The organism is Brachybacterium saurashtrense (genome assembly GCF_003355475.1).
Classification (GTDB): Bacteria; Actinomycetota; Actinomycetes; order Actinomycetales; family Dermabacteraceae; genus Brachybacterium; species Brachybacterium saurashtrense.
On sequence record NZ_CP031356.1, the window covers coordinates 2,182,979 to 2,209,356 of the forward strand.

The window sequence follows — 26,378 nt, forward strand, 5'->3', positions numbered from 1 at the left end:
CCCCGACGGCGCCGCTCGGAGACTCGCCGGGCGCGGTGAGCGTCGTTCCGCCGGCGGCTCAGCCGCGCGCGAGCGCGGCGACGTGCCCGGGCGGGGCGGGCACGTCGAGGACGTCGACGTCGGCGAGGCGCACCGCGCTCATGGGGGTGGCCAGTCCCGTGCCGAGCATCTTCAGCACCGCCTCCTTCCGCGCCCACACCGCGGCCCGTCCGGCGTCGGTGCGCGGGGCGCGCCGGCCTCGCTCGCGGGGGTGCAGCACCAGCTCCTCGTCCCAGCCGCGGGCCACGGCGGCGATCAACTCGAGGTCCACGCCGACGGCGCCCGTCGGCGCGAGCGCCGTCATGAGGTGCTCGCCGCAACGGGAGAGGCTCACCGGCACCTCGCGGGAGCCCGCACGGGCCCAGGGCCGTCCGTGGTCGTCGGCCCCGCAGCGGGGGCAGGCGCGGCCCACGCGCACCTCGTGCGCCGCGACACCGAGCAGCGCGGCGACGCGCTCGCGCAGCACCTGATCGACGTCCTCCTCGGCCCGGTGCAGACGGACGAGGCCCGGGCTCGGGCTCGGGCTCACGGCGCGCACTCGGCGGGCGGCTCGGCCTCCTCGGCCAGGAGGCGCGCGCGGTAGTCGGGGCTCGCCGCCCCGAGGAGTGCGGAGTGCACCAGGGCGTCGGCGACGCCGACGTCGAGCCCCGACTCCAGCGTGAGGAGGCGGTGGTAACAGGCACCCCAGAGCTGGTCCACCAGCAGATCCGCGTCGACATCCGCGCGCAGCTGCCCGCGGCGGCGCGCTCGCTCGAAGCTCTCCCGCGCCAGGGCCCGGCGGGGCTGGGTGTACAGCGCAGAGAGGGCGGCGAACAGCTCCGGGTCCTGCTGGGCGGCGCCGATCAGCTCGGCGATGATCCGCCCCGCCGGGCCACCGGTGAGCAGGCCCACGAAGGCGCGCAACTGGGCGCGGGTGTCGGCGAGCAGGTCGCCGGTGTCCGGGAACTCGAGAGTCTCCTCGCTCGAGGCGAAGTACGCCTCGGCGGCGAGAGCCCCCGGACTCGGCCACCACTTGTACAGAGTGGTCCTGCTCGCTCCGGAGAGGGTCGAGACCCGGTCGAAGGTGACGGCGCCCAGTCCCTCCGCGAGCAGCACGCGCCCGGTCGCCTCGAGCACGCGGGCTCGCACTTCGCCGGCCGGTCGTCGGCCTCGTCCGCGCCGTGGTGGGGTCTCGCTCCGTGTGTCCACGTCACTCCTTCTCTGCGTTGCCGACCACCTTAGTGGACGCTGTGCACATTTCGGCGCTACACTATAAGTACGCTCTGTTCATTTCTTTGACGGGAGGACCCATGTCCCACACCACGATCCCCGCGCGCGTCGCGCTCGTCACCGGGGCCTCCGGCGGGATCGGCGGCGCCATCGCCGAGCGCCTGGCGGCCGACGGAATGGCCGTCGTCGCCCACTACAGCTCCCGCGCCGCCGGCGCCGAGGAGGTCGTCGACCGCATCACCGCCCAGGGCGGCCGCGCACTCGCCCTCGGCGGCGACGTCGCCGACGAGGACGCGATGACCTCCCTGTTCCAGACCGCGATCGACACCTTCGGCGGGGTCGACGTGGTGATCAACGCGGCCGGCATCATGCCGCTGGCCCCCGTCGCCGAGACCGATCTCGAGGTGCTCGACCGGGTGTTGCGCACCAATGTGCGCGGCACCTTCGTGATCGACCAGCTCGCGGCCCGCCACCTGCGCCGAGGCGGGGCACTCGTGAACGTCTCCACCTCGATCACCCGTCTGCAGACGCCGACCTACGGGGCGTACGCCGCCTCGAAGGGCGCCGTGGAAGCCCTGACCCTGGTGCTGGCGCGCGAGCTCCGGGGCCGCGACATCACCGTGAACACCGTGGCCCCCGGCCCCACGGCGACGCCGCTGTTCTTCGAGGGCAAGACGAAGCAGATGGTCGAGGGCATCACGGCGCTCAGCCCCATGGAGCGCCTCGGTCGCCCCGAGGACATCGCCGAGGTGGCCGCGTTCCTCGCGGGCCCAGGACGCTGGGTCAACGGCCAGACCATCCATGCCAACGGCGGCGCCGCCTGAGGCCACCGTCGATGCACTCCCGACGAGACGAGGCCCGGACCTGCACGCAGGTGCAGATCCGGGCCTCGTGCCGGGCGAGGGCTCAGAAGTCCCAGTCGTCGTCCTCGGTCTCGACGGCCTTGCCCATCACGTAGCTCGAGCCGGAGCCGGAGAAGAAGTCGTGGTTCTCATCGGCGTTCGGGGAGAGCGAGGCGAGGATCGCGGGGTTCACCTCGGTGGACTCCTGCGGGAACAGCGACTCGTAGCCGAGGTTCATCAGCGCCTTGTTGGCGTTGTAGCGCAGGAAGGTCTTGACCTCCTCGGTCCAGCCCACCGGGTCGTAGAGATCCTCGGTGTACTCCTCCTCGTTCTCGTACAGCTCCATGAGCAGCGAGAAGGTGTACTCCTTGAGCTCGTCGCGGCGGGCCGGGGTGGCCTTCTCGACGGCCTTCTGGAACTTGTAGCCGATGTAGTAGCCGTGCACGGCCTCGTCGCGGATGATCAGACGGATGATGTCCGCCGTGTTGGTGAGCTCGCCGCGGCTGGAGTAGTGCATGGGCAGGTAGAAGCCGGAGTAGAACAGGAAGGACTCCAGCAGCGTGGAGGCCACCTTGCGCTTCTCCGCATCGTCGCCCTGGTAGTAGCTCATCACGATGTTCGCCTTCTTCTGCAGCGACTCGTTGTGCTCGCTCCAGCGGAAGGCCTCGTCGATCTGCTTCGTGTTCGACAGGGTCGAGAAGATCTGCGAGTAGGACTTCGCGTGCACCGACTCCATGAACGCGATGTTGGTGTACACCGCCTCCTCGTGCGGGGTGAGCGCATCGGGGATCAGGGAGACCGCGCCCACGGTGCCCTGCACCGTGTCCAGCAGGGTCAGGCCCGTGAACACGCGCATCACCAGCTGCTGCTCGGACTCCGGCAGCCGGTTCCAGGACTGCACGTCGTTGGACAGCGGCACCTTCTCCGGGAGCCAGAAGTTGCCGGTCAGGCGGTCCCAGACCTCCTGGTCCTTCGGGTCCGGGATCCGGTTCCAGTTGATCGCCTGGACCGTCGTCTTCAGGTGGTCGTTCACCGCAGCCTCACTTGCTCCTCGGGGTCGTCGTCGGGTGCTCACCAGTCTAGGCATCCGGGGTGACCGCCGCGCCGAGGGCCCGCCGCGGAGGGCGGTGGGACAGCCCACCGATCGGCGGGGAATACGGGGGCGGATCCATGACTTTCGTCGTGGGGCGGGCGGCGCGCACCGCACTACTGTGACCGGGACGATCACCGCCCCTCCGGAAGGCCCCTCCGTGACCTCCGCGTCCACTCCCGTCCCCGCCGACGCCACCCCCTCCTCCGACGGCACCGCCGACACCGCCGACACCGCCGACACCGCCGACACCGCCACCGTGGGCGCCGCCGCGCCGGCGGCGGCCCTCGCGCCGCCCCGCTCCCTCGCCCCGGACATCGCCCGCGGCCTGATGCTCGCGCTCATCGCGGTCGCGAACGTCGCCTGGTACCTGTGGCGCTCCGCGGAGTCCGTCGGCGGCACCCCGCACATCCCCGCCGACGGCCCGCTGGACACGATCGCGCAGGCCGTGATGACGGTCGCGGTGGACCATCGGGCGATGCCGCTGTTCGCGTTCCTGTTCGGCTACGGGATGGTGCAGTTCTACCGCTCCCGGATCGATCGCGGCCTCGCCCCGGGCGCCGTGCGCGCGATGATGCGCAGGCGCCACTGGGCGATGCTGCTGCTGGGCGCCCTGCACGCCGCGCTGCTGTTCTTCGGGGACATCCTCGGCGTGTACGCGGTGAGCGCGCTGGTGCTGGTGTGGTGGTTCTTCGGCCGGCGCTCCCGCACCCTGCGGATCTGGGCGATCGTGCTCGCCGTCGCGATGGCGGTGTTCGCGCTGTTCAGCATCCTCAGCGGCGTGGCGCTGGCGCTGTTCGTCCCGGCCGAGGTGACCGCGGAGATGGCGGCGGTGGACACGGGCACGGGCTTCACCCGCGCCCTCGCCTACGACACCGCCTACCTGCCCTCGATGCTGTACCGGCTGGGGCTGTGGCTGGTGACCCTGCCCTTCGCGGCGCTGCTGGGCGCGCCGCTGCCGATCCTGCTGGGCTGGCTCGCGGCGCGGCGTCGGATCCTCGACGAGCCGTGGCGGCACGTGCCCCTGCTGCGCCGCACCGCCGTGATCGGGATCGGGATCGGCTGGCTGGGCGGGCTGCCGGAGGCGCTCGCGATCCTCGGGGTGTACGCGCTGCCGGCCTCGGCGCCGTGGATGCTGACGGGGCTGAGCTCCCTCACCGGCGTCGCCTGCGGTCTCGGCTACGCGGCCCTGTTCGGACTGCTCGCCGTGCACTGGGAGGGCCGCTCGGCGGCGACCGGCGCCGGGGCGGCCGGGCCGCTCGAGCGGACGCCGCCGGCCCGGATCGACGACGCCGCGCTCTCCCCCGCCGAGCGCGCCTACGGCGTGCCCCGTGCGGACACCGCCCCGGAGCGCACCCGCGAGCCCGGGCCGCTCGAGCGGACCCTCGCCGCGGTGGGGCAGCGCTCGCTCACCTTCTACCTGTTCCAGTCGCTGCTGCTCGCGCCGCTGATGGCCGCCTGGGGCCTGGGGCTCGGCGGGACCCTCTCCACCGCGGCGTCGCTCGCGGTCGCGTTCGGGGTGTGGCTGGCCTCCCTGCCGATCGCGGCGTGGATGGGCGCCCGCGGGATCCGCGGCCCGGCCGAGCGCCTGCTGCGACGGATGACCTACGGGAGGATCGATCCGACGCCCCGGCGCTGACCTGCACGCTCCGAGGCCGACGGGCCCGGCCGCGCACCGGGGGCGCGTACGCCTCAGGCGAGGACGGAGGCGGCGGCGTACAGCAGCACGGACAGCACGAAGCCGACGATCGCCATGGCGCCCTGGATCACGGTCCAGGTGGACAGCGTCTGCTTCATGTCCATCCCGAAGAAGCGGCTGACCAGCCAGAATCCGGAGTCGTTGACGTGGGAGAAGCCCACCGACCCCGCGGACATCGCCATCACGATCGCGACGATCTGGAGCTGGGTGAAGTCGCCCGCGGCGATCACCCCCACCATCAGCGAGGCCGCGGTGGTCAGGGCCACGGTGGCCGAGCCCTGGGCGATGCGCACGATCTGGGCGATCAGGAACGCCGCGACGATCACCGGCATGCCCACCTCATTGAGGGATCCGGCGACCGCGTCGCCGATGCCGGTCACGCGCAGCACGCCGCCGAACATGCCGCCCGCGCCGGTGACCAGCACGACCGAGCAGATCGGACCGAGCGCGGAATCGGTGATCTTCTCGATCAGGGTGCCCTTCTTGCCGGCTCCCCAGCCGAGCACGACCATCGAGACCGCCACGGTGATCAGCAGCGCGATCGGCGTCTCGCCCAGCAGCCGCAGCCCCGAGACCAGCGGATCGGAGAGGAACGCCTCCGTGTCCTCGCGCGCGCTGCCGAGCGTGTTCAGGCCGGTGTTGAGCAGGATCAGCACCAGGGGCAGGGCCAGCAGGCCGAGGATGGTGCCGAGCCGCGGGGAGGACTCGAAGCCGGTCTTCTCCGAGGTGCTGTCCAGGAGGGTGGGGATCGGGACATCGAAGCGCATGCCCAGGCGCGGCGCCAGCAGCACGCCCACCAGGTACCAGATGACCACCGCGAAGACGAGGCCCACGAGCATCACCAGGCCGATGTCGGCGCCGACGATGCTGGAGGCCGCGACCGGCCCGGGATGGGGCGGGGCGAAGATGTGCATGGCGCTGAACGCCACCGCCGAGGGCAGGGCGATCGACAGGAACGACCCGCCCACGCGCCGGGCCACGGCGTAGATGATCGGCAGCATCACCACGAGGCCGGCGTCGAAGAAGATGGGGAAGCCCATCAGCAGGCTGGCCAGGGACAGGCCGAGACCGGCCCGCTTCTCCCCGACCACCTCGATCATGCGGTCCGCGAGCAGCTGCGCGCCCCCGGAGGTCTCGATCATCCGTCCCAGCATCGCGCCGAGCGCCACCAGCAGCATCACGTTGCCGAGCGTCGAGTCGAAGCCGAACCGCAGGGCGTCCATGAGGCTGGCCGGGGCGATGCCCGCGGCGAGGGCGGTGCCGATCGAGGTGATCATCAGGGCGATGAAGGCGTGCACCCGCAGCGCCATGATCATGACCAGCAGCACGGCGACGGCAGAGGCGGCCAGGACCAGTAGGCCTCCGGTGCCGAGCTCCCAGTTCATGACGAGGTCCAGCTCATCCATGAGGACTCCTTGGGGAAGGGAAGGACAGGAAAGCACGGGGGCCGAGCCCCGCGGGCGGACGGGCGGCGCGGGCGCCGCGCGTCCCTGCATCGTAGGGGCAGCGTGCACCGCCGCGCAGGACCCGGTGGGCACCTGCACGGCGGAGGTCAGCGGCGGGAGCTGACCCGCACTCCCACACTCTCGCCCCGCCGCACGGCGGCGTCGGCGGTCTGCGCGAAGCGCTCCTCCCAGTCGCCGACGCGGCCGAGCTGCGCGGCGAAGGCCGCGTCCGCGCCGTCGGCCCGTGCCCGCTGGAGCACCAGCGACCCGCCCCCGACCCGCGCCACGGCCTCCACCACCCGCGACACCTCGGAGAGCAGCGCCGGGGTGACGGTCATGCGCAGCTCGTGGTCGATGCCGGAGTGGAGCAGCATGCCCAACGACCGCTCGGCCTTCGCGGCGGAGCCTGGCCGGTCCACGAGCGCCGCGTACCCGGACCAGGACGCCTTGACGTCGAAGCCGATCCAGTCCACGAGCGGCGCCTCGCGCCGGGCCCCCTCGCGCCCCACGCCCAGCAGGGTCGCGAGCCGGCCGGGATAGGCGCCGCCGGTGTGCAGGCCGACGGCGAAGCCGGCCTCGCGCACGCGCCGGACCGCCGGGACCAGGGCGTGCTGCATGGTGGCCTCTCCCCCGCTGAACACCACGGCGTCCAGCAGGCCGTGCCGCCGCTCGAGCAGCTGCTCGAGCCGGGACCAGGCCACCGCGCCGGGCACCCGGGGGTCCAGGATCGCGGTGTTGTGACAGTAGGAGCAGGCCCAGGGGCACCCCTGGCAGAACACGGTCGCGGCGAGGCGGCCGGGCCAGTCGACGGTGGACAGCGGCACCAGCCCCGCGATCTGCAGGTCCGGTGCCGCGACCCGGTCGAGGCTCATGCCGTCGGCGCTCCCGTGGCCGAGCCGCCGGCTCCGAGGCCCGCGGCCTGCTCGGTGAAGAAGGTGCGCTCGGCGTGCTCGCCCTTCTTGCCGATGTTGAAGGAGGCGACGGGCCGGAAGTAGCCCATCACGCGGGTCCACACCTCGCAGGCCTGCCCGCAGCGCCCGCACTCGAGGTGCTCGCCCGAGAGGTAGCCGTGCGTGGGGCAGATCGAGAAGGTCGGGGTGACCGTCAGATAGGGCAGGTGGAAGCGGGTCAGGGCCCGGCGCACCAGCTCCCTGCAGGTGCTCGCCGAGCTCATGGCCTCGTTCATGTACAGGTGCAGCACGGTCCCGCCGGTGTACTTGGTCTGCAGCTCGTCCTGCCGCTCGAGCGCCTCGAAGGGATCCTCGGTGGCGCCGACGGGGATCTGGGAGGAGTTCGTGTAGTACGGGTTCTGCGCCGTCCCGGCGGTGAGGATCCCCGGGAACCGCGCACGGTCCTCCTTCGCGAAGCGGTAGGTGGCGCCCTCGGCGGGGGTGGCCTCGAGGTTGTAGAGGGTGCCGGTGGCCTCCTGGAACTCGACCATCCGCCCTCGGATGTGGTCGAGCACGCGCACGCACATCGCCAGCCCCTCCTCGTCCATCAGGTCGTGGCGGTCGCCGGTGACGTTGCGGACCATCTCGTTCATGCCGTTCACGCCGAGGGTGGAGAAGTGGTTGCCGAGGTGGCCCAGGTAGCGCCTCGTGTACGGGTACAGCCCCGCGTCCATCAGCTCCTGCACCGTGGCGCGGCGCCGCTCGAGGGTGTCCCGCCCGAGGTCCAGCAGACGATCCAGCGCCTCGAGGAGGGCCTGTTCGTCCCCGGCGTGGAGGTGGCCCAGCCGTGCCATGTTCACGGTGACCACGCCGAGCGAGCCGGTGAGCTCCGCGGAGCCGAACAGGCCGTTGCCGCGCGTGAGCAGCTCGCGCATGTCCAGCTGCAGGCGACAGCACATCGAGCGGATCATCCCCGGATCCAGGTCCGAGTTCAGGAAGTTCTGGAAGTAGGGCAGCCCGTACTTCGCGGTCATCGCGAACAGGCGCTCGGCGTTCTCGCTGTCCCAGTCGAAGTCGTGGGTGATGTTGTAGGTGGGGATCGGGAAGGTGAAGGCCCGGCCGTCGGCATCCCCCTCGGTCATCACCTCGAGGTAGGCGCGGTTGATCAGGTCCCTCTCGGCGCCGAGCTCGCCGTAGGTGAACTCCTGCACCTCCCCGCCGATCACCGGGTGCTGCGCGCGCAGGTCCTCGGGGCAGGTCCAGTCGAAGGTGAGGTTGGTGAAGGGGCACTGGGAGCCCCAGCGGCTGGGGACGTTGAGGTTGTGGATCAGCTCCTGCATGTGCTGGAGCACCTGCGGGTAGCTCATCGCATCGCGGCGCACGAAGGGCGCCATGTAGGTGTCGAAGGAGCTGAAGGCCTGGGCGCCGGCCCATTCGTTCTGCAGGGTGCCCAGGAAGTTCACGATCTGCCCGCAGGCCGAGGAGAAGTGCCGCGGCGGGCGGGAGCCGATCGCCCCGGCCACCCCGTTGAAGCCCTCCTCGAGGAGAGCGCGCAGGGACCAGCCGGCGCAGTAGCCGGTGAGCATGTCGAGGTCGTGGATGTGGATGTCCCCGTCTCGGTGGGCCCGGCCCGCCTCGGGGCTGAACACCTCGTCCAGCCAGTGGTTCGCGATCATCTTGCCGGCGGCGTTGAGGATCAGCCCTCCCACCGAGTAGCCCTGGTTGGCGTTGGCGTTCACGCGCCAGTCCGAGCGCTCCACGTACTCGGTGACGGTCGCGACAGGGTCCACCTGGCGCCGCACCGCCCCCGCCGCCGGGGGCGTGGGGGCGGGGAGGTCGGAGCGGACGGTGGACGGGGCGGTGGTGGTCATGGGTGCTCTCCTGAGAGGTGATAGGCGGGCGGGGAGAGCCTGGGGACAGAGGGTCCCGAGGCGGGTGCCGTGATCGGCGATGTGGCTCACGCTAGGCACGCACCACTACATGTGGTGGTCGCGACGCGCCGCCGACACGAGATGTAGTGGCACCTGCGCCTTCGGGCGCGGCGCGACGGGACCGAGGTCCCGCCGCGGACCGAACACCCCTCTTGCCGTACTACGCGTGCAGTAGTACGTTGTGCGGTGCACCCGGTACCGGGCGCACCCATCCCCCCAGACCGGACGACAGGAGCCGCTGTGATCGGAGCCGACGCCATCCGCGGGCACATCGACCTGATCCTGCTGGCGATCCTCGAGACCGGCCCCTCCTACGCCTACGAGATCTCCAAGACGATCACGGACCGCTCCCGGGGCGAGTACGTGATCAAGCAGACCACCCTCTACACCGCCGTGAAGCGCCTGCAGGCGCAGGGCCTGCTGGCCGGCCACGAGGACATCTCCCCCTCGGGTAAGCCGCGCACCTACTACGCGCTCACCGCGGACGGCCTCGAGCAGCTCGAGCTCAAACGTGCCGAGTGGCGCAGCACCCGCGCCCTCGTGGACCACTTCGCCGCCGGAAAGGACATCCCGTGACCGTCATCGACTCCTACCTCGACACCCTCTTCGCCCCCTACCCCACCACGCCGCGGCTGCGGGAGGCCCGCCGCGAGCTGCGCGCGATGATGGAGGACAAGCAGCAGGACCTCATGGCCGACGGACTCAGCGAGTCACAGGCCGTCGGCCAGGTGATCGCCGAGTTCGGCACCCTCGAGGAGGCCGCCCCGGTGCTCGGGATCGATGCCGAGCTGAGCCAGGCCGCCGCCGCACCCACCGCACCCGTGCTCGACATCGACCGCGCCCGGCGCTACGTCGAGGCCATGCAGCGCACCCGGTGGATGCCCGCGACCGGGCTGGCGCTGTTCGTGCTCTGCGCGGCACCGCTGCTGCTGCTCCTCGCGATGAGCTCCGGCCTCTCCGGCGAGCCCGCCACCTGGGCCGTCGCGGTGGGCATCACCGCCGTGCTGGTCCTGGTCGCGCTCGGCCTGCTGCTGATGACGCTGCAGGACCTGCAGCTGAAGGACTTCGAGGACATCGGCGAGGGCGAGTTCACCCCCGGCCCGCAGGTGCGCCCCTTCGCCGAGGACCTCCGGCGCCGACGCCGCCGCCCGGTGGCGCTGGCCGGCGGTGCGGCGATCGGGCTGTGGATCCTCTGCGCGCTGCCCGTCATCCTCAGCGGCCTGCTCGCCCCGCAGGGCTCCCCCGCCCCGCTGTACGGCGTGAGCGGAACCCTCGCGATGGTGGCCGCGGGCCTGGCGCTCTGGACGAGCGCGGGCTGGTCCGACACCGCGGTGAGCGCGCTGCTGCAGGAGGAGGGCGAGGAGGACGACAGCCCCGAGCGCAGCGACAGCGCGGCGGTGCGCGTGATCGCCGCGATCTACTGGCCCCTCGCCACGGCGGTCTACCTGGCATGGAGCTTCGCCAGCAACGACTGGGGGATCACCTGGCTGGTGTGGCCCGTGGCCGGGGTGCTCTATGCGGGCCTCTCCGGGCTCGGCGTCGCGCTGCGCCGCGACGAGGGGGCCGCGAAGGCGCGGGCACACTGAGAAGCCCCTCGAGGCCCACGACGCCGAGGGCGGGTCTCCCCTGCTGGGGAGACCCGCCCTCGGCGTGTGCGGCCCGCAGGCCGCTCGGAGGTCAGTCCGTCACAGCATGCAGCTGACGCAGCCCTCGACCTCGGTGCCCTCGATCGCCATCTGCCGCAGGCGGATGTAGTAGAGGGTCTTGATGCCCTTGCGCCAGGCGTAGATCTGGGCCCTGTTGACGTCGCGCGTGGTGGCGGTGTCCTTGAAGAACAGCGTCAGCGACAGCCCCTGGTCCACGTGCTGCGTGGCCTCGGCGTAGGTGTCGATGATCTTCTCGTAGCCGATCTCGTACGCGTCCTCGTAGTACTCGAGGTTGTCGTTGTCCATGTAGGGCGCCGGGTAGTAGACGCGCCCGATCTTGCCCTCCTTGCGGATCTCGATCTTGGAGACGATCGGGTGGATCGAGGAGGTGGAGTGGTTGATGTACGAGATGGAGCCGGTGGGCGGCACCGCCTGCAGGTAGGCGTTGTACATGCCGTGCTCGGCGACCTCGTCGCGCAGCTGCTTCCAGTCCTCGACCGTGGGCAGGTGGGCGTTCGACTCCGCGAACAGCGCACGCACCTTCTCCGTGCGCGGCTCCCACACGCCCGAGATGTACTTGTCGAAGTACTCGCCGGTGGCGTACTTCGAGTTCTCGAAGTCGTGGAACCGCTCGCCGCGCTCCTTCGCGATCTGCACCGACGCCTTGATGGCGTGGTACGTGACCGAGTAGAAGTACATGTTCGTGAAGTCCAGGCCCTCCTCGGAGCCGTAGCGGACCCGCTCGCGCGCCAGGAACCCGTGCAGGTTCATCTGGCCCAGGCCGATCGCGTGGGACTTCCGGTTGCCCTCGGCGATCGTGGGCACGGACTCGATGTCCGAGGTGTCCGAGACGGCGGTGAGGCCGCGGATCGCGGTCTCGATGGTGCGGGCGAAGTCCGGGGAGTCCATCGCCTTGGCGATGTTCATGGAGCCCAGGTTGCAGGAGATGTCCCGGCCCATCTCGTCGTAGGTGAGGTCGACGTTCATGGTGGACGGGGTGGAGACCTGCAGGATCTCCGAGCACAGGTTGGAGTGCGTGACCTTGCCGGCGATGGGGTTCGCCCGGTTCACGGTGTCCTCGAACATGATGTACGGGTAGCCGGACTCGAACTGGATCTCGGCGAGGACCTGGAAGAAGTCGCGGGCCTTGATCTTCTTCTTCGAGATGCGGGGGTTGTCCACCATCTCGTGGTAGACCTCCGAGACGTTCACGTCCGCGAAGGGCTTGCCGTACTCGCGCTCCACGTCGTACGGGGAGAACAGGTACATCGGCTCGTTCTTCTTCGCGAGCTCGAAGGTGATGTCGGGGATCACGACGCCCAGGGAGAGGGTCTTGATGCGGATCTTCTCGTCCGCGTTCTCGCGCTTGGTGTCCAGGAAGCGCAGGATGTCGGGGTGGTGGGCGTTGAGGTACACCGCCCCGGCACCCTGGCGGGCCCCGAGCTGGTTGGCGTAGGAGAAGGAGTCCTCGAGCAGCTTCATCACGGGGATCACGCCGCTGGACTGGTTCTCGATGTGCTTGATCGGCGCCCCGTACTCGCGCAGGTTGCTCAGCAGCAGCGCCACGCCGCCGCCGCGCTTGGACAGCTGCAGCGCGGAGTTGATGGAGCGGCCGATGGACTCCATGTTGTCCTCGATGCGCAGCAGGAAGCAGCTCACGAGCTCGCCGCGCTGGGCCTTGCCGGCGTTGAGGAAGGTGGGGGTGGCGGGCTGGAATCGCCCGTCGAGGATCTCCTCGACCAGGTTGCGGGCCAGCTGCTCGTCGCCGCGGGCGAGGGTGAGGGCCACCATCACCACGCGGTCCTCGAAGCGCTCGAGGTACCGCTTGCCGTCGAAGGTCTTCAGCGTGTACGAGGTGTAGTACTTGAAGGCGCCCAGGAACGTGGGGAAGCGGAACTTCTTGGCGTAGGCCTGCTCGGAGAGCGACTCGATGAACGAGAACTCGTACTGCGCGAGCACCTCGGGCTCGTAGTAGTCGTTCTCGACCAGGTAGTCCATCTTCTCGCGCAGCGAGTGGAAGAACACCGTGTTGGGGTTGACGTGCTGGAGGAAGTACTCCCGCGCGGCCTCGCGGTCCTTCTCGAACTGGATGGTCCCGTCGGGCCCGTACAGGTTCAGCATCGCGTTGAGCGCGTGGTAGTCGAGCTGCCTGTTGTGCTCGACCGGGGGCATCTCGGTCAGTGTCGCCAAAACTCTTCCAATCCGTCGTGGACCCGCGTCACATCGCGCTGGGTGCCGAACAGTTCGAACTTGTACATGTGGGGCACCTGGCACTTGGCGGAGATGATGTCCCCGGCCAGGCAGTAGGCGTCCCCGAAGTTGGTGTTCCCCGCGCTGATCACGCCTCGGAGCAGGCTCCGGTTGCGTTCATCGTTGAGGAACGTGATGACCTGCTTGGGGACGGCACCGCGGCCGTTGCCCCCACCGTAGGTCGGGACCACCAGGACGAACTCCTCGTCGGCGACGAGGGGCTCCTCCTTGGCGTAGAGGGGGATGCGCTCGGCGGGCATCCCGAGCTTCTCGATGAAGCGCTTGGTGTTGCCGGACACCGAGGAGAAGTAGACGAGGTTGGTCACGCCGACACCTCCCGGGCCCTGCTCAGATCGCGGTGGCCCGGCGCTGCTCGGCGCCGGCGCCCGCGAGCGCCTTGATCTTGTCGGGGCGGAAACCGGACCAGTGATCCTCGGCGGTGATCACCACGGGCGCCTGGACGTAGCCGAGGGACTTGACCTTCGCCAGGGCGTCGGCGTCCTCGGTGATGTCGACGACGTCGTAGGCGACGCCCGCCTTGTTCAGCGCGCGCTTGGTGGCATCGCACTGCACGCAGAGGGGCTTCGAGTACACGGTGATGTCCAAGGGAAGGGCCTTTCACGAGCGCTGCGCCGAGGCGCGGGAACGGGGATGACGAGTGCTGTCCGGGGAGGCCGGAGGGGCCTCGTCGCGACCTCTCCGGGCTGTGGAACCCCGGAACGCCGCGACCTGACCAACACTACACCTAGTGGTGCCCCGGCGCGACGACCACTAGATGTACTGAACTACAACACTGTCATCCACAATGCGCTGTTGACGGGCTGTGGATGGACGGGGAGCACTGGGGATGGCGAGCCCCCGCCACGCCTGGAAACGCTCCGGGCGTGCACACACCAGTGTGGACGGCGCCCCTGACAGCTGCCGCGCGCGGTGGACGACGCACCGCCGGGGCCGTCCCCGAGCCCCGCCGGACCGGCGAAGGTGACATGTGCTACCGGCGTGTCCCGGCCCCGTTCCGGGCGTGTCGTCGGCGTGTCGCCGCCGCTGCGGGCCCGGGCGCCGAAGAGGCGAGGACCCCCGCGGCCCGGGCGGGCGGCGGGGGTCCTCGGCGGGAGGGGCGGCGGCGCCGCGCAGGGTCAGTCGCGGGGGCGCTCCGCGGCGCTCTCGGCCCAGGCATCGGAGACCTCGTCGGCCGCGGGATCGCCCTCCCCCGCGGGGGCAGACGCCTCGGCGGCGGGGGCGGGGTCCGCTGCGGGGCCGTCCTCCGCCGCGGGGGCTGCGAGATCGGCATCCTCCACGGGCACCGGCTGCTCGAGCGTCTCGGGAGCGGGCTCGACCGGCTGCTCGAGGGTCTCGGCGGCCGGCTCCACGGGCTGCTCGCCGGCGGCCTCCGCCACGCCGTCCGCCCCCGCCGCGTCGTCCGTGCCCGCCGCGTCGTCCGTGCCCGCCGCATCCTCCGCGTCCGCCGCGTCGGCGGTGCTCGCCGCGCCGTCGGCGCCGGCGTCGTCCCCGGGCTCCTCGTCGGCCTCGAGGCTGCGACCGTCGGCCTCGACGATGTCGGCCAGCACCTCGCGCAGGAGCTCCACCTGCGCGAGCGCCTGGGCGGCGCCGGCCACCGGGGCGGTGCCCTTGTCCACGAAGGCGTGGAACGCCTCCCACATCAGCTCCGCCGAACCCTTCGGGGCGGTGGTCGAGGTCTCCTGCACCACCCCGGACTTCTTCTCCCGCAGGCCGAGGGTGGAGCGGCTGTCGCCGTGGGAGGGCGCGGGCAGCTCCAGGCGCATCCGGCGCCGGGCGGAGAGCACCTGCACGGTCTCCGAGTACTCGGGCGCGAAGGGGAGGTAGTGCCACACCAGGCGCACCTGCGCCCCGGTCTCGAGCTCCCCCAGCAGCTCGATCGATCCCGGGATCACGCCCTTGGGCCAGTGCCGCACCGCCACCAGGCGCGCGATCGGGCCGTAGGCGGCCTCGGTGACGGCCATCTGATGGGCCACGCCCGTGAGCAGACCCTTGACGTAGAGGTCGCGGTCGCGCTGGGTGGCGCCGTCGCCGGAGCCCGCGACCACCGCCGCCTGCAGGTCCTTGCGGCGCTGCGAGCGCACCTCGGTGGGGAGGTCGTAGGAGGAGGTGGTGACGTGCGCCTGGCCGAACAGCGGCTGGCTCGCGGGCATCAGCACCTCGTGGTCCACCATCCGCAGATCCTTCACCGCGATGTGCTCGGCCATCCGGGCGACGGAGTCGTCGTACTGCTGCGGGTAGGCCAGCATCACCAGCGGCCGGCCCGTCATCCGCTCGAAGTCCGCGACCTTGGCGACCTCCTCGGCGGAGTATCCCAGCGGGGGCTCCACCAGCACCGGGATGCCTCGGCGCATCAGCGCGAGGAGGTCGTCGACGTGCAGCCCGTCGGTGGAGAGCACGGCGGCGTCCACCGTGAGGGTCTTCGCCCGGATCGCGGCGATGAGATCGGCGACGGTCTCGTAGCGCGACTCCTCCTCGATGCCCCACACCTCCGAGGCCTCGCGGCGGCGGCGCGGCGAGTGGTCCACCAGCGCGGCGATCGTGAAGCGGTCCCAGCGGCGGCGCAGCACCGGCAGGTGCACCGCCTGCGCCATGGTTCCGGCGCCGATCACGGCGATGTTCACGGTCTTGGGCATCGAACGGCTCCTCGGGCTCGGGGCGGGGACGGCGGCAGCTCCGCGCACTCCCGGCGGGCGCCGTGCCGTCTCCGGCATCGCATCCCGGCTCCGTGCGGGACGCACGCTCGTTTCTACCACACCCGTCCGCGCCCGGGCCGGGCGCTTCCCCGCCCCCACCTGCACCGCCGCGCGCCGACCCTCCCGGCCGCACGAGGCCGCCGCTCGCACCGCACCGCCCCGCGCGGGCAGGAGGGCGCCCGGGGCGCGCCCCCGCCCGCGATGCAGGGAGCATCACGGCGAACGCACCGGTGGCGCGGCGCCGCGCCGCACTATCGTGGTCCCGCATCATCTCGACCCAGGAGGACCACGTGGCCAGACGCTTCTATTTCGGTGCCCGCGGCATCTCGCGGCCGTTCCTGCGGCTGCTGTGGAACCCGCGGGTGTCCGGGCTGGAGAACGTGCCGCGCGAGGGCGGCTTCGTGATCGCCTCGAACCATCTGGCCAACATCGACAGCTTCGTGCTGCCGGTGGTGCTCCCCCGCCAGATCCGCTTCGTCGCCAAGGACACGCTGTGGACACACAAGGGGCTGCGGGGCTGGATCCTGCGCTGGTTCTTCAACGCCGTGGAGTCGGTGCCCGTGGACCGCGAGGCGCTCTCCTCCGGGAAGGGCGCGCTCCAGGCGGGGCTCACGATCCTGCGGGACGGGGACGGCTTCGCGATCTATCCCGAGGGCACGCGCTCCAAGGACGGCCTGCTGCATCCGGGCAAGCAGGGCGCGGCCTGGCTGGCGCTGGAATCCGGGTGCCCGGTGGTGCCCGTGGGCCTCAAGGGCACCCAGCACATGTTCTCCCACCTCATCCCGCGCCGCGGCACCATGACGGTGCGCATCGGCACGCCGATCGCGGTGGAGGAGATCGACCCCACGGCCTCCAAGGGAGTGCGCCGCCGGCTGCTGAACGAGCGCGTCATGGAGGAGATCCAGAAGCTCTCGGGGCAGCGGCGCGCCTGACGCCGCGCCCGCCGCGGCGCCGTATGTGACGGGGTCCCCCCGCCGCCCCTCCCCGGGCCAGTAGGATCTGGCCAGGCCGCTCGCCCCTGCGCGACGGCCGTCGCCCGGACCCGCATCCCAGGAGACCAGATGGCCGTCGTCGTCGGATTCATCCCCACCGAGGTGGGCTTCAAGGCGCTGGCCGCGGCCCGCGAGGAGGCGCAGCAGCGCGGCGGCCCCCTGATCGTGCTCAACGTGCGGCGCGAGGGCGTGCAGAAGGATCCCCGTCACGCCGACGAACAGCAGTGGGAGATCGCGCGCGATCAGCTGCGCGGCACCTCCGTGCGGGTGGAGTTCCGCGAGGAGACCACCGACGAGGACATCGCCGATGTGCTGCTGGACGTGATGGAGACGGAGCGGGCCGAGCTGCTCGTGCTGGGCGTGCGCCGCCAGCAGGACCTGGCGCGCCACCTGCTGGGCCTCACTGTGCAGAAGCTCCTGCTCGCCGCCGACGGCGAGGTGCTCGTGGTCTGACCTGCGCGAGGAACGAGCGGCGGCCCGCCCCCTCGGGGACGGGCCGCCGTCGTGCTGCGGGGGTCAGGCGCTCAGGCGCCCTTCACCCTCGCCTCGATCTTCTCGCCGACCTCCTGGTCGATGTTCTTCCAGTACTGGAAGGCGTTCGAGAGCACCGGCTCGATGACGCCGTCGAGCGCACCGGCGACGGTCTCGACCAGGCGCTCGCGGGCCGCCTCGTCCATGACCTCGCGCACCAGGGTGTGCGCCTGGCCGAAATCGTCGTCCTCGGCGTGCAGGGAGTAGGCGGAGCGGACCATGGCGCCGTCGGCCTCCCAGCCGTTGTCGACCGGGCCCTGCGCGTCCTGGTAGCCGCGCCCGAAGGAGTTCGGCGCGTACACCGGCGCGTCGCCGCTGTGGAAGAACTGCATCGCACCCTCCTTGTCGTAGGAGTTCGTGGGCACGACGGGGCGGTTCACGGGCAGCTGGTTGAAGTTGGTGCCCAGGCGGTTGCGGTGCGCGTCCGGGTAGGAGAACACGCGGCCCAGCAGCATCTTGTCCGGGGAGACGCCGGTGCCCGGCACGGTGTTCGAGGGGCTGAAGGCGGCTTGCTCGATCTGCGCGAAGTGGTTCACCGGGTTCTGGTTCAGCGTGAACCGGCCCACGGGGATGCGCGGGTAGTCCTTCTTCGACCACGTCTTGGTGAGGTCGAAGGGGTTGAAGCGGTAGGTCTTCGCGTCCTCGTAGGGCATGACCTGCACCTCGAGCCGCCAGGACGGGAACTCGCCGCCCTTGATGGACTCGAACAGATCGCGGCGGTGGTAGTCCGCGTCCGAGCCGGCGATCTCGTCGGCCTCCTCATTGGAGAGGAACTCCATGCCCTGCTCGGTGAGGAAGTGGTACTTGACCCAGAACTTCTCGCCGGCCTCGTTCACCCACAGGTAGGTGTGCGAGGAGTAGCCGTTCATATGGCGCCAGGTCTTGGGCAGGCCGCGATCGCCCATGAGGTAGGTGACCTGGTGGGCGCTCTCCGGGGAGAGGGTCCAGAAGTCCCACTGCATGGTGGCGTCGCGCAGGCCCGAGTCCGGGGTGCGCTTCTGGGAGTGGATGAAGTCGGGGAACTTCATGGGATCGCGGAGGAAGAACACCGGGGTGTTGTTCCCGACGATGTCGAAGTTGCCCTCCTCAGTGTAGAACTTCAGCGCGAAGCCGCGCACATCCCGCCAGGTGTCGGGCGAGCCCAGCTCGCCGGCGACGGTGGAGAAGCGGGCCAGCATCGGGGTCTTGGCGCCCTTCTGGAACAGCCCGGCCTTGGTGTACTGCGAGACGTCCTCGGTGATCTCGAGCTCGCCGAAGGCGCCCGAGCCCTTCGCGTGGGGGCTGCGCTCCGGGATGCGCTCACGGTCGAAGCGGGCGAGCTTCTCGACCAGGGCGACGTCGTGGAGCATGAGCGGGCCGTCGGCGCCGACGCTCAGCGAGTGCGCATCGGACTCGCGGCGGGCGCCGGACTCGGTGGTCGACGCGAGCGTCGAGTCGTGGTGGGCCGTGGGATCCAGGTGGGTCATGGAGCTCTCCTCGGTGGTGGGTTTCTGACAGGTCGTGATGAACATCGACGACACGGGTCCTGCGACCCCGGGGGACGGCGAGGCCGTCCCTCAGGGAGTACTGGGGGTGGGGGCGGCCTCGGCGGCGCGGCAGTCCGCGCAGAGGCCTCGGTAGACGACGTCCGCGATCTCGACGTCGAAGCCGAGGGCGTCGTGCGGGATCAGGCAGGGGGCCTCCCCGACCGCGCAGGCGACATCCTCGAGCCGGCCGCACCGGCGGCAGACGAGATGGTGGTGGTTGTCGTGGCGGTGCAGCTCGTACCTCATGCTGCGCCCTCCCACCGACACGCGACGCAGCAGCTCCACGTCGGAGAGGGCGTTGAGGACGTCGTAGACCGCCTGGCGGGAGACGGTGCCGAGGTCCTCGCGGACGATCCGCGCGATCGTCTCCGCATCGGAGTGGGGGTGCGCGCCCACCGCGGCGAGCGTCGCTAGCCGCGGAGCGGTCACACGCAGGCCTGCGCCCCGGAGGGCGGCGGCGGGATCAGCGATCGACATGCCCCCACCGTAGCGCGCTATCTGGACAATCTCAAGAAAGCGACACGAGGGGTTCTGGGCGGGCGCCCTCGCGCGGCGGCGAAGCGGCGCGAACGGGAAGGGCCCGCCCCCGCGCGGTGCGCGAGGACGGGCCCTTCCTGATCCGAGCCGCCTGCCAGAATCGAACCGGCCAGGAGACGGGCGGACGCTTCGAAGCAATCCCCACGCCAACCCATGAACGGGCACCGACGACCTCAAGATCTCGACCGCGGGAGGCACCTGATGGCCCGACCACCCCCGACTCCATGCAGAGATCGACGTGATCCGCTCTGCGCGCTCCCGGTTTTGACCATCAGCACCATCCAGCCCCGTCGGCCGCCGACCCGACACCTGCAACCCACTGACAGTCCCGAGGAGATTCACCACCGGGACAACGATCGAGCCCAGGACTACCGAACCAAGGTCAGAACACCACAGCGTTACTCGTCGTCGCTGTCGCGACCTGCAGCTGGCTGCGACACTCCGGTATCCTCCTGGTCCTGCCACCTCACGTAACCTTCCCCCGACACGTGGGCTGAACGACCCGGGCACGCCGCAGGACGTCGATTACGGGTTGGAACGCCGCGCGCACCACCATACGGAGTTCCCTTGACTGAACGAAAGTCCCTTCCGTCCCGGCGCGCAGTCGTCCGCGGCGCTGCCTGGGCCACCCCAGCGCTCGCCGCCGCGACCGCTGCGCCCGCTCTCGCCGCTTCTTTCGAATGCCCGTCCCGCTCCTACTCACCGGACCGGCCTGGAACCACCGCCTCTACGGCCAGCGACACGACATGGACTGTGCCGGCTGGCGTGAACAGGATCTGTGTCGAAGTCATCGGCGGCGGTGGCGGCGGCTCAAGTGCCGCCTCTCGGGGTGGGGCAGGGGCCGCGGTCACAGGCTACTTCGGCGTCACCCCAGGGACGGTGCTCCGTCTGATCGTTGGCGCCGGTGGCTCCCGGGAGCCGACGGCGGCGACTGCCGTCGTCGGTGGCGGCGGCTACGGCAAGGGAGGGGACAGTGTTGCGTTCCCCAGCAACAATACTGCGGAGGCTCGCAACCGCAGCGGCTCCGGAGGTGGGGCCTCAGCGATACTGATCGACGGGACACCCGTCATCGTCGCCGGAGGCGGCGGCGGGGGCGCTGGAGCACAAGCGAATAACACCCAAGGCGGAGCAGCGTTCGCGATCGCGGGCATCCCCGGGGGCAACGCGACTGCGGCCGGGAGCGGAGCCAGCGTCACTCTCTCCGGGTCAGCAGGAACCAGTTTGACGGTGAACGGCGGCCGCGCAGTCACTATGAACGGCAACGGAGGTGCTGCAGCGCCCGCCGGTGCTACAGCGATTGGCTCCGGATATGTACTTGTAGGACAGCAGGCCACCGCGGGCAACGCGGGCGCGAACCTGTTCAACGCCTCAGGCGGGAACGGCGTACTGGCTTCGACGGCGCGCGCAGCCCACATCTCCGCCGGCGGGGGCGGCGGATACGGCGGCGGTGCCGGTGGCGGCTGCACAGCCCTCTCGGTCCGACCGAACAGCGGCACAGCGTTCGCGGCCGCCGCGCAGGGAGGCAGCGGCGCGGGCGGAGGAAGCTACGTCCGCAGCGATGTCGCCGACGCCGTCATCGTCGCTGGCACGAACGGCTCAGCAACTGCAGCATCCCGCAACGCTGGCTCGATCACGATTTTCTACTGAGCAGCGACGAAACGTCCCCGATGCTCTCCGGGAGGTTGGGGCGCTTGATGAGTCTTTCCGGGTTCTCTGCCGCTACTTTGTGGGCGCGGGCTCTCGGGTGAGGGCCTCGTTGTGCAGCGTCTCGAACTCTGTCGGGGTGAGCATGTCGCGCGTCAGACTTAGTGGCAGGACCTGTTGTATGCGGGTCTGACCTGAGGGAGTCTGATCAACATGGCAAGACCACCTGTCGTTCCGGCCGAGGAGAAGGTCCGGATCGTGCTGTCCGTGTTGGCTGGTGAGGTCACCGTCGCCGGGGCCGCCAGGCGAGCGGAGGTCTCCGGGCAGCAAGTGGGGAACTGGAAGCGCCAGTTCCTCGAGGGCGGCCGCTCGGGCATAGCGACCGGGAAGTCCACGCCCTCCAGCCGGGAACAGCAGCTCGAGGCCGAGGTCGCCGACCTCTCCCAGGCCCTCGGTGAGGCTCACCTCGAAGCCCGGGTCTGGAAGAAGAGCGCGGAGGTGCATCTGGACCCTTCGAGGACCTCGAGGTGTGGCGTGCTGCGCGACGAGGGGCTGACCCTTCCCGCCGCCTACCAGCGCGAATGCCGCCAGCTCGCCTAGAGACGCACGGCCGCAGTCGCGGAGGAACCCACAGGGGCGAACCAGGTATGGCAGCTGGACTTCTCCGAGTTCGAGACCACTACCGGCGGGACCTGGAGGATCACCGGATGCCGGGACTACTGGAGCAAGTACGAGTACCCCTGGCACGTCTCTCCCACCGCGAACCAGCACGACGCGATCACCGCGATCGAGACCGCCCTGGACCACTACGACGCCCTGTTCCGCCACCCGCTAATCGAGACCTGCCTGCCCGACGAAAACGGCGAGGTCAGCCCAGCCGAAAGGGGTGCGGACCCGTCAAGGGACGGAAATGCTCACCATCGGCGCCGTGAGTTGTCGGCCTTCACGGTGTGCTTCTCTTCGAACTCCTCGATCGCCTGAAGGCTGTATCGGACGCTGTTCCCGACCTTCAGGCAGGGCGGGCCCTCGTTCAGGTATCTCCAGTTCCCCAGTGTGGCGACAGGCGTCTGCCACCGCTCGCTGAGCTGCTTGGTCGTCAGGAACCGGTTCTCGCGAGTGCACATAGCCCGAGTCTCGAGGCAGGGTCAGACAACCGTGACTCCTCGCCGACCGCACCTAAGAGCAGAACCTCGAAAGCGGGCCGGGACCCGAAGCGGACACGTGCTCCATACGAGGCGTCGACGTGCTCGAGGCGCCTACAACCGGAGCCACCGTCCTTCACCCGAGGGCGGTACCCACGTGGCGGTGGATGTCCCGCTCGATGCCCGAGGCCGACTGCTGCATCTGCATGGAGAGAGCGTGGCGCACCACCCCGACAGCCGCTCGGCGCTTGCCCGAAGGCAATCTCGTTCACATCTCGTATCACACCTGGCTCCAGGCCCGTCCGCCGGCATGACGAAGCCCCCTCCGGTCACCGCGTCGTGGATGACCCGAGGGGGCTTCCGCTCTCGGAGCCGCCTGCCGGAATCGAACCGGCGACCTATTCATTACGAGTGAATCGCTCTACCGACTGAGCTAAGGCGGCGTCGCCGCGTAGCGGCGGACCGGTTCACTGTACGCGACCGCGCGCGCGGGGCGCAAAACGCCGCGGCGCGATCCGCGTCACTCTCAGCAGGTCAGTCCGTCCTCCGGGACGGTGCCCTCGAGGAGGTAGGCGTCCACCTGCTCCTCGATGCAGCCGCCGGAGCGCCCGTAGGCGGTGTGACCGTTGCCGTCGAAGGTGAGCAGGACGGCGTCGTCGAGCTGCTCGGCGAGGCTCTGCGACCAGCGGTACGGGGTGGCGGGGTCGCCGGTGGTGCCGATCACCACGATCGGTCCCGCACCCTCCGCCGCGATCGGGGCGGGATCGCGCAGCGGCTCCACCGGCCAGTGGGCGCAGCCGTCACCGCCCAGCAGCGGGCCGACGGTGGGGTACTCCTGCGCGAGCCGCTCCGTCTCCTGCTCCACCCAGGCCTCGTCCGCCACCCCGGGATGATCCAGGCAGTTGACGGCGGTGATCGCGAAGGTCGAGTTGGTGCGATAGCTGCCGTCGGAGCGCCGCTCGGAGGAGAGATCCGCGATGTACTGCAGCTGGGTGCCGGAGCCTTCCATCCCGTCGGCGAGCGCCTGCCGGCCGAACTCCCACAGCCCGTCCTCGTACAGCAGGGTGATCACGGCGGAGCGGGCCATCGCGCCGGTGAGCGGACGGTCCGGGTCGCCGGTCCCCAGCGGCTGCTCGTCCACGGAGGCGAAGAAGGAGAGCAGCTGCTGCTTCGCCTCCTCCTCGCTGCCCTTGAAGGGGCAGCCGGAGGGCGCCTCGAGGCAGTCGGCGAGGAACGCCTCGATCGCGCGCTCGAAGCCCTCCGCCTGCCCGGCGGAGAACTCGTTCATCGAGATCGAGGGGTCCAGCGCGCCGTCGAGCACGAAGCTGCCCACCCGCTGCGGGTGCAGCTCCGCGTAGCTCGCCCCCAGGTAGGTGCCGTAGGAGTAGCCCAGGTAGTCCAGCTGGTCCTCGCCGAGCGCGGCGCGCAGCACGTCCATGTCCCGGGCCGCGGAGTAGGTGTCGAGGTAGGGCAGCACGTCCCCGGAGTGCGCCTCGCAGGCCTCGGCCACCCTCACCGCCCACTCCTCGGAGAGCTGGTCCGCCTCGGCGGAGCCGGGCTCGGCGGTGGCGGCGAGGTACTCGTCGGTCTCCTCGTCGCTGAGGCACTCGATGCCGGCGGAGCGGTTCACCCCGCGCGGGTCGAAGCCGATCACGTCGTAGGCGGCGCGGACGTCGTCCGAGATCAGCGTCGGCACGCTCTCGAGGAAGTTCACGCCCGAGCCGCCGGGCCCGCCCGGGTTCGTCACCAGGGAGCCGGTGGCCTCGCCGCCGGCGGGCAGGCGGCCCACCGCGATCTCGATGTCCCCCGCGGCGGGATCGTTCCACGCCAGCGGGACGGTGATCGTGCCGCACTCGGCGCCGTCGGCATCGAGGTCCTCGCAGGGCCCCCACACGATGCTCTGCTCGTAGTACTGCGCGTACGCCGGATCCTCGGCGGGATCCCCGGGGAGGTCCACCGCGGCGGAGGTGCCGGTCTCCTCGAGGGCCGGGGTCCCCTCCTGGGTGGCGGCGGCGCCGGATCCCTCGGCGCCGCCCCTCTCCTCCTCGGTACCGGGCTCGCCTCCGGTGCATCCCGCCACCAGCAGGAGCGCGGCGGCGGCGCCGGCGGCGAGGCGGGCGAGGGGCGTGGGGAGGCGATGGGCTCGGGCGGGGTGGGTCATGCAGGATTCCTTGTCCGGGCGGGCGGGCCGAGCCGGGAGGGCGTGGCGCGGGCTCGCTCATCGTAGGCCCCGCCGCGCTGGTGACGGCGCAGCGGGAGGGGCGGGCGCGGCGGCGGCGCGGCCGCATGGAGCAGGGACGCGGACCGGCCGGGCGGGGGCGCGACGGCGCGCCCGCCCGGCCGGGCGGGCCTCAGCCCACCTCGCGCCGGTTCCAGCGCCGCACCCCGAGGGCGGCGGGCAGGAGCACCATCAGCAGCAGCGGCAGCAGCTCGAAGGCCGTGGCCTGCCCGGAGCCGAGCGCCGTGGCGGCGGCGGTGAGGTCCACCGCACGGATGACGTCGCTGACCGTCTCGGAGCCGAACACCATCGCCAGCCCGCTCGCGGTGCTGATCACGAAGGGAAGGCCGATGGCCGCGATCAGTCCCAGCACCGTGGACTGCAGCAGGATCCCCATCGCGAGCCCGAACAGCACCGCGGAGCCCACCACGGCGAGCTGCGTGGTGAGCAGGGAGTCGAAGGAGGAGAAGACGGCGCCGTCGCCCACCAGCTCGCCGCCGATCCAGGTCGCCGCGGCGGCGAGGCCGATGGCCAGCGCCACCAGCACCACCGTGACCGCGAGGGCGGCGAGCACCTTCGAGCCGAGCACGCCGAGCCGGCCGGGGCGCTGCAGGAAGGTGTTCTGGATCGAGGAGTCGGACCACTCCCCCGCGGTCATCAGCACCGCGATGACGGGGAGGATCAGGCTCAGGGGCAGGGTGAGGACGATGAACGTGAACTCCACGTCGGAGGTGCCCTGCGGCATCACCGCGGGCTGGATCAGTCCGCCCAGGGCCGCGAAGGCCGCGATCGCCAGGACGGAGAGGGTGAGCACGATGGTGGCGCCGCGGGTGTCGAGATAGCCGCGGAGGTCGATGTCGGGTCGCATGGAGGGCCTCGCTCGGGTCGGTGGTGGTCGGGTCAGGCCGCGGTGGCGGCGGTGGCGGCGTCGGGAGCGGGGGCGCCGTCGCCCGGCGCGCCGGGCTGCTCCTCCTGGCCGGTGAGGGTGAAGAACACGTCCTCCAGGCCGCCGCCCCCGGAGGCGCCGAGCGCGGTGAGCACGATCTGCTCGCGCAGGGCGAGGCGGCCCATGTCCTCCGGGGCGAGGCTCACCTCGAGCTCCTCGCCGGCGCGTGGCTCGTAGGCGATGCCGTGACGGTCCAGCGCCTTCCGCAGCGCGGCCGGCTCCAGGGCGGTGACGCGGGTGCCGCTGCCGGCCGTCAGCTCCTCGAGGGTGCCCTCGCGCACGAGGCGCCCCCGGCTGATCACGACCAGGCGGTCCACGGTCGCTTCCACCTCGCGCAGCTGGTGGCTGGACAGCAGCACCGTGCCGCCGGCGTCGGCGAAGGAGCGCAGCAGCGAGCGCATCCAGCGGATCCCCTCGGGGTCCAGGCCGTTCGCGGGCTCGTCGAGCACGAGCACGGAGGGGTCGCCGATCAGCGCCACGCCGATCCCGAGCCGCTGGCGCATCCCGTAGGAGTAGCCGCCCACGCGCTTGCCGCCGGCGCCCTCCAGCCCCACCATCGCGAGCACCTCGTCGGCGCGCGCGGCGGGCATGCCGAGCGTGCGGGCGGTCAGCCGGAGGGTCTCCAGGCCGGTGCGGCCGCTGTGGAGGGCGCGGGCGTCGAGCATCACCCCGATCGTGCGGGCGGGACGGACGAGGCTGCGGAAGGGGCGCCCGCCCACCAGCGCCTCGCCCTCGTCGGCCCGGGCGAGCCCGGTGAGGATGCGCAGGGTGGTGGACTTGCCGGCGCCGTTGGGGCCGAGGAAGCCGGTGACGGTGCCGGGGGTGCAGGCGAAGGTGAGGTCGTCGACGGCGGCGCGGGTGCCGTACACCTTGCGCAGGCCGCGCACCTCGAGGCCGACGGCCGGGGCGGTGGGGGGAGTCGTGGAGGTCATGGCACGAGCCTCCTCCGCGGGCCGGGCCCCTGCCAGCGACCGGCGGCCAGGCGGGACCTGACGAAGGTCTGCCCGCCGCGCCGACGACGGGCCCGCACCCCCGACCTCCGTCGGCGCCGTGTGCGACCTGCGGCGGGCAGGGGCGCGGGCCGCGC

Annotated in this window: 23 protein-coding genes and 1 tRNA gene; 8 read left to right on the top strand and 16 right to left on the bottom strand. The window is 71.2% G+C overall.

The genetic code is table 11. The annotated features are described in order from the left end of the window. Positions 1–58: 58 nt before the first annotated feature. Both DWV08_RS09970 and DWV08_RS09975 read right to left on the bottom strand, forming a co-directional pair. Positions 59–568, bottom strand: coding sequence for a 4'-phosphopantetheinyl transferase family protein (locus DWV08_RS09970; protein ID WP_127097460.1), 510 nt, complete (start codon positions 566–568; stop codon positions 59–61). Next, a complete protein-coding gene (locus DWV08_RS09975) occupies positions 565–1,155 on the bottom strand; it encodes a TetR-like C-terminal domain-containing protein (RefSeq protein ID WP_241237214.1) in 591 nt (196 codons plus the stop codon). Before DWV08_RS09975 ends, DWV08_RS09970 begins: the two co-directional genes overlap by 4 nt. A gap of 173 nt (positions 1,156–1,328) precedes the next feature. On the opposite strand from DWV08_RS09975, the gene DWV08_RS09980 reads away from it, so the two are divergent. Next, positions 1,329–2,072: an SDR family oxidoreductase gene (locus tag DWV08_RS09980; RefSeq protein WP_115413646.1), complete on the top strand. Its 744-nt coding sequence runs from the start codon at positions 1,329–1,331 to the stop codon at positions 2,070–2,072. A gap of 82 nt (positions 2,073–2,154) precedes the next feature. On the opposite strand, the gene nrdF is transcribed toward DWV08_RS09980, so the two are convergent. After that, positions 2,155–3,123, bottom strand: a complete 969-nt coding sequence (nrdF, locus tag DWV08_RS09985) for a class 1b ribonucleoside-diphosphate reductase subunit beta (RefSeq protein ID WP_115413647.1) — start codon at positions 3,121–3,123, stop codon at positions 2,155–2,157. 217 nt (positions 3,124–3,340) lie between these two features. Between nrdF and DWV08_RS09990 the strand changes: the two genes are divergently transcribed. Next, on the top strand, positions 3,341–4,819 hold the full coding sequence (locus DWV08_RS09990; protein ID WP_241237215.1) for a DUF418 domain-containing protein: 1,479 nt from the start codon (positions 3,341–3,343) through the stop codon (positions 4,817–4,819). A gap of 53 nt (positions 4,820–4,872) precedes the next feature. On the opposite strand, the gene DWV08_RS09995 is transcribed toward DWV08_RS09990, so the two are convergent. The 3 genes from DWV08_RS09995 to DWV08_RS10005 all read right to left on the bottom strand — a co-directional run bounded on the left by DWV08_RS09995 (position 4,873) and on the right by DWV08_RS10005 (position 9,085). Then, a complete protein-coding gene (locus DWV08_RS09995) occupies positions 4,873–6,285 on the bottom strand; it encodes a GntP family permease (RefSeq protein ID WP_115413648.1) in 1,413 nt (470 codons plus the stop codon). A gap of 146 nt (positions 6,286–6,431) precedes the next feature. Beyond that, positions 6,432–7,196 (bottom strand): anaerobic ribonucleoside-triphosphate reductase activating protein, encoded by a 765-nt coding sequence (locus tag DWV08_RS10000; protein ID WP_115413649.1) that lies wholly within the window; start codon positions 7,194–7,196, stop codon positions 6,432–6,434. After that, positions 7,193–9,085 (bottom strand): ribonucleoside triphosphate reductase, encoded by a 1,893-nt coding sequence (locus DWV08_RS10005; RefSeq protein WP_115413650.1) that lies wholly within the window; start codon positions 9,083–9,085, stop codon positions 7,193–7,195. Before DWV08_RS10005 ends, DWV08_RS10000 begins: the two co-directional genes overlap by 4 nt. A gap of 300 nt (positions 9,086–9,385) precedes the next feature. On the opposite strand from DWV08_RS10005, the gene DWV08_RS10010 reads away from it, so the two are divergent. After that, positions 9,386–9,721, top strand: a complete 336-nt coding sequence (locus tag DWV08_RS10010) for a PadR family transcriptional regulator (protein WP_115413651.1) — start codon at positions 9,386–9,388, stop codon at positions 9,719–9,721. Continuing rightward, complete coding sequence (locus DWV08_RS10015; protein WP_115413652.1) at positions 9,718–10,731, top strand: permease prefix domain 1-containing protein; 1,014 nt, start codon at positions 9,718–9,720, stop codon at positions 10,729–10,731. Before DWV08_RS10010 ends, DWV08_RS10015 begins: the two co-directional genes overlap by 4 nt. A 99-nt stretch (positions 10,732–10,830) precedes the next feature. Here DWV08_RS10015 and nrdE read toward each other — a convergent pair whose 3' ends face one another. From nrdE to DWV08_RS10035, 4 genes are all read right to left on the bottom strand, one after another. After that, a complete protein-coding gene (gene nrdE / locus DWV08_RS10020) occupies positions 10,831–12,963 on the bottom strand; it encodes a class 1b ribonucleoside-diphosphate reductase subunit alpha (RefSeq protein WP_115413653.1) in 2,133 nt (710 codons plus the stop codon). A gap of 5 nt (positions 12,964–12,968) precedes the next feature. Next, on the bottom strand, positions 12,969–13,367 hold the full coding sequence (gene nrdI, locus DWV08_RS10025) for a class Ib ribonucleoside-diphosphate reductase assembly flavoprotein NrdI (protein WP_115413654.1): 399 nt from the start codon (positions 13,365–13,367) through the stop codon (positions 12,969–12,971). A 22-nt stretch (positions 13,368–13,389) separates the two neighbouring features. After that, positions 13,390–13,647 (bottom strand): glutaredoxin-like protein NrdH, encoded by a 258-nt coding sequence (gene nrdH, locus DWV08_RS10030; protein ID WP_162801541.1) that lies wholly within the window; start codon positions 13,645–13,647, stop codon positions 13,390–13,392. A gap of 530 nt (positions 13,648–14,177) precedes the next feature. Next, positions 14,178–15,695, bottom strand: a complete 1,518-nt coding sequence (locus DWV08_RS10035; RefSeq protein WP_115413655.1) for a Gfo/Idh/MocA family protein — start codon at positions 15,693–15,695, stop codon at positions 14,178–14,180. Positions 15,696–16,045: 350 nt separating this feature from the next. Between DWV08_RS10035 and DWV08_RS10040 the strand changes: the two genes are divergently transcribed. Next, positions 16,046–16,687 (top strand): lysophospholipid acyltransferase family protein, encoded by a 642-nt coding sequence (locus DWV08_RS10040; RefSeq protein ID WP_115413656.1) that lies wholly within the window; start codon positions 16,046–16,048, stop codon positions 16,685–16,687. Between the two features lie 129 nt (positions 16,688–16,816). Then, complete coding sequence (locus tag DWV08_RS10045; RefSeq protein ID WP_115413657.1) at positions 16,817–17,200, top strand: universal stress protein; 384 nt, start codon at positions 16,817–16,819, stop codon at positions 17,198–17,200. Positions 17,201–17,271: 71 nt separating this feature from the next. Here DWV08_RS10045 and DWV08_RS10050 read toward each other — a convergent pair whose 3' ends face one another. Together DWV08_RS10050 and DWV08_RS10055 are read right to left on the bottom strand one after the other, a co-directional pair. Next, positions 17,272–18,744 carry a catalase gene (locus DWV08_RS10050; RefSeq protein WP_115413658.1) on the bottom strand — a complete coding sequence of 491 codons (1,473 nt, stop codon included), beginning with the start codon at positions 18,742–18,744 and terminating at the stop codon, positions 17,272–17,274. A 90-nt stretch (positions 18,745–18,834) separates the two neighbouring features. Continuing rightward, positions 18,835–19,281 (bottom strand): Fur family transcriptional regulator, encoded by a 447-nt coding sequence (locus DWV08_RS10055; RefSeq protein ID WP_115413659.1) that lies wholly within the window; start codon positions 19,279–19,281, stop codon positions 18,835–18,837. An 825-nt stretch (positions 19,282–20,106) separates the two neighbouring features. On the opposite strand from DWV08_RS10055, the gene DWV08_RS16765 reads away from it, so the two are divergent. After that, positions 20,107–20,988, top strand: coding sequence for a hypothetical protein (locus DWV08_RS16765; RefSeq protein ID WP_127097462.1), 882 nt, complete (start codon positions 20,107–20,109; stop codon positions 20,986–20,988). A gap of 210 nt (positions 20,989–21,198) precedes the next feature. Next, positions 21,199–21,585: a transposase gene (locus DWV08_RS10060; RefSeq protein WP_206516704.1), complete on the top strand. Its 387-nt coding sequence runs from the start codon at positions 21,199–21,201 to the stop codon at positions 21,583–21,585. 912 nt (positions 21,586–22,497) lie between these two features. On the opposite strand, the gene DWV08_RS10070 is transcribed toward DWV08_RS10060, so the two are convergent. The 4 genes from DWV08_RS10070 to DWV08_RS10085 all read right to left on the bottom strand — a co-directional run bounded on the left by DWV08_RS10070 (position 22,498) and on the right by DWV08_RS10085 (position 26,223). Then, positions 22,498–22,570 (bottom strand) — tRNA-Thr (locus DWV08_RS10070). Between the two features lie 83 nt (positions 22,571–22,653). Continuing rightward, a complete protein-coding gene (locus DWV08_RS10075) occupies positions 22,654–24,288 on the bottom strand; it encodes an alpha/beta hydrolase (RefSeq protein WP_115413660.1) in 1,635 nt (544 codons plus the stop codon). 190 nt (positions 24,289–24,478) lie between these two features. Beyond that, complete coding sequence (locus DWV08_RS10080; protein WP_115413661.1) at positions 24,479–25,213, bottom strand: ABC transporter permease; 735 nt, start codon at positions 25,211–25,213, stop codon at positions 24,479–24,481. Between the two features lie 32 nt (positions 25,214–25,245). Further along, positions 25,246–26,223 carry an ABC transporter ATP-binding protein gene (locus DWV08_RS10085; protein ID WP_115413662.1) on the bottom strand — a complete coding sequence of 326 codons (978 nt, stop codon included), beginning with the start codon at positions 26,221–26,223 and terminating at the stop codon, positions 25,246–25,248. Positions 26,224–26,378: the final 155 nt, after the last annotated feature.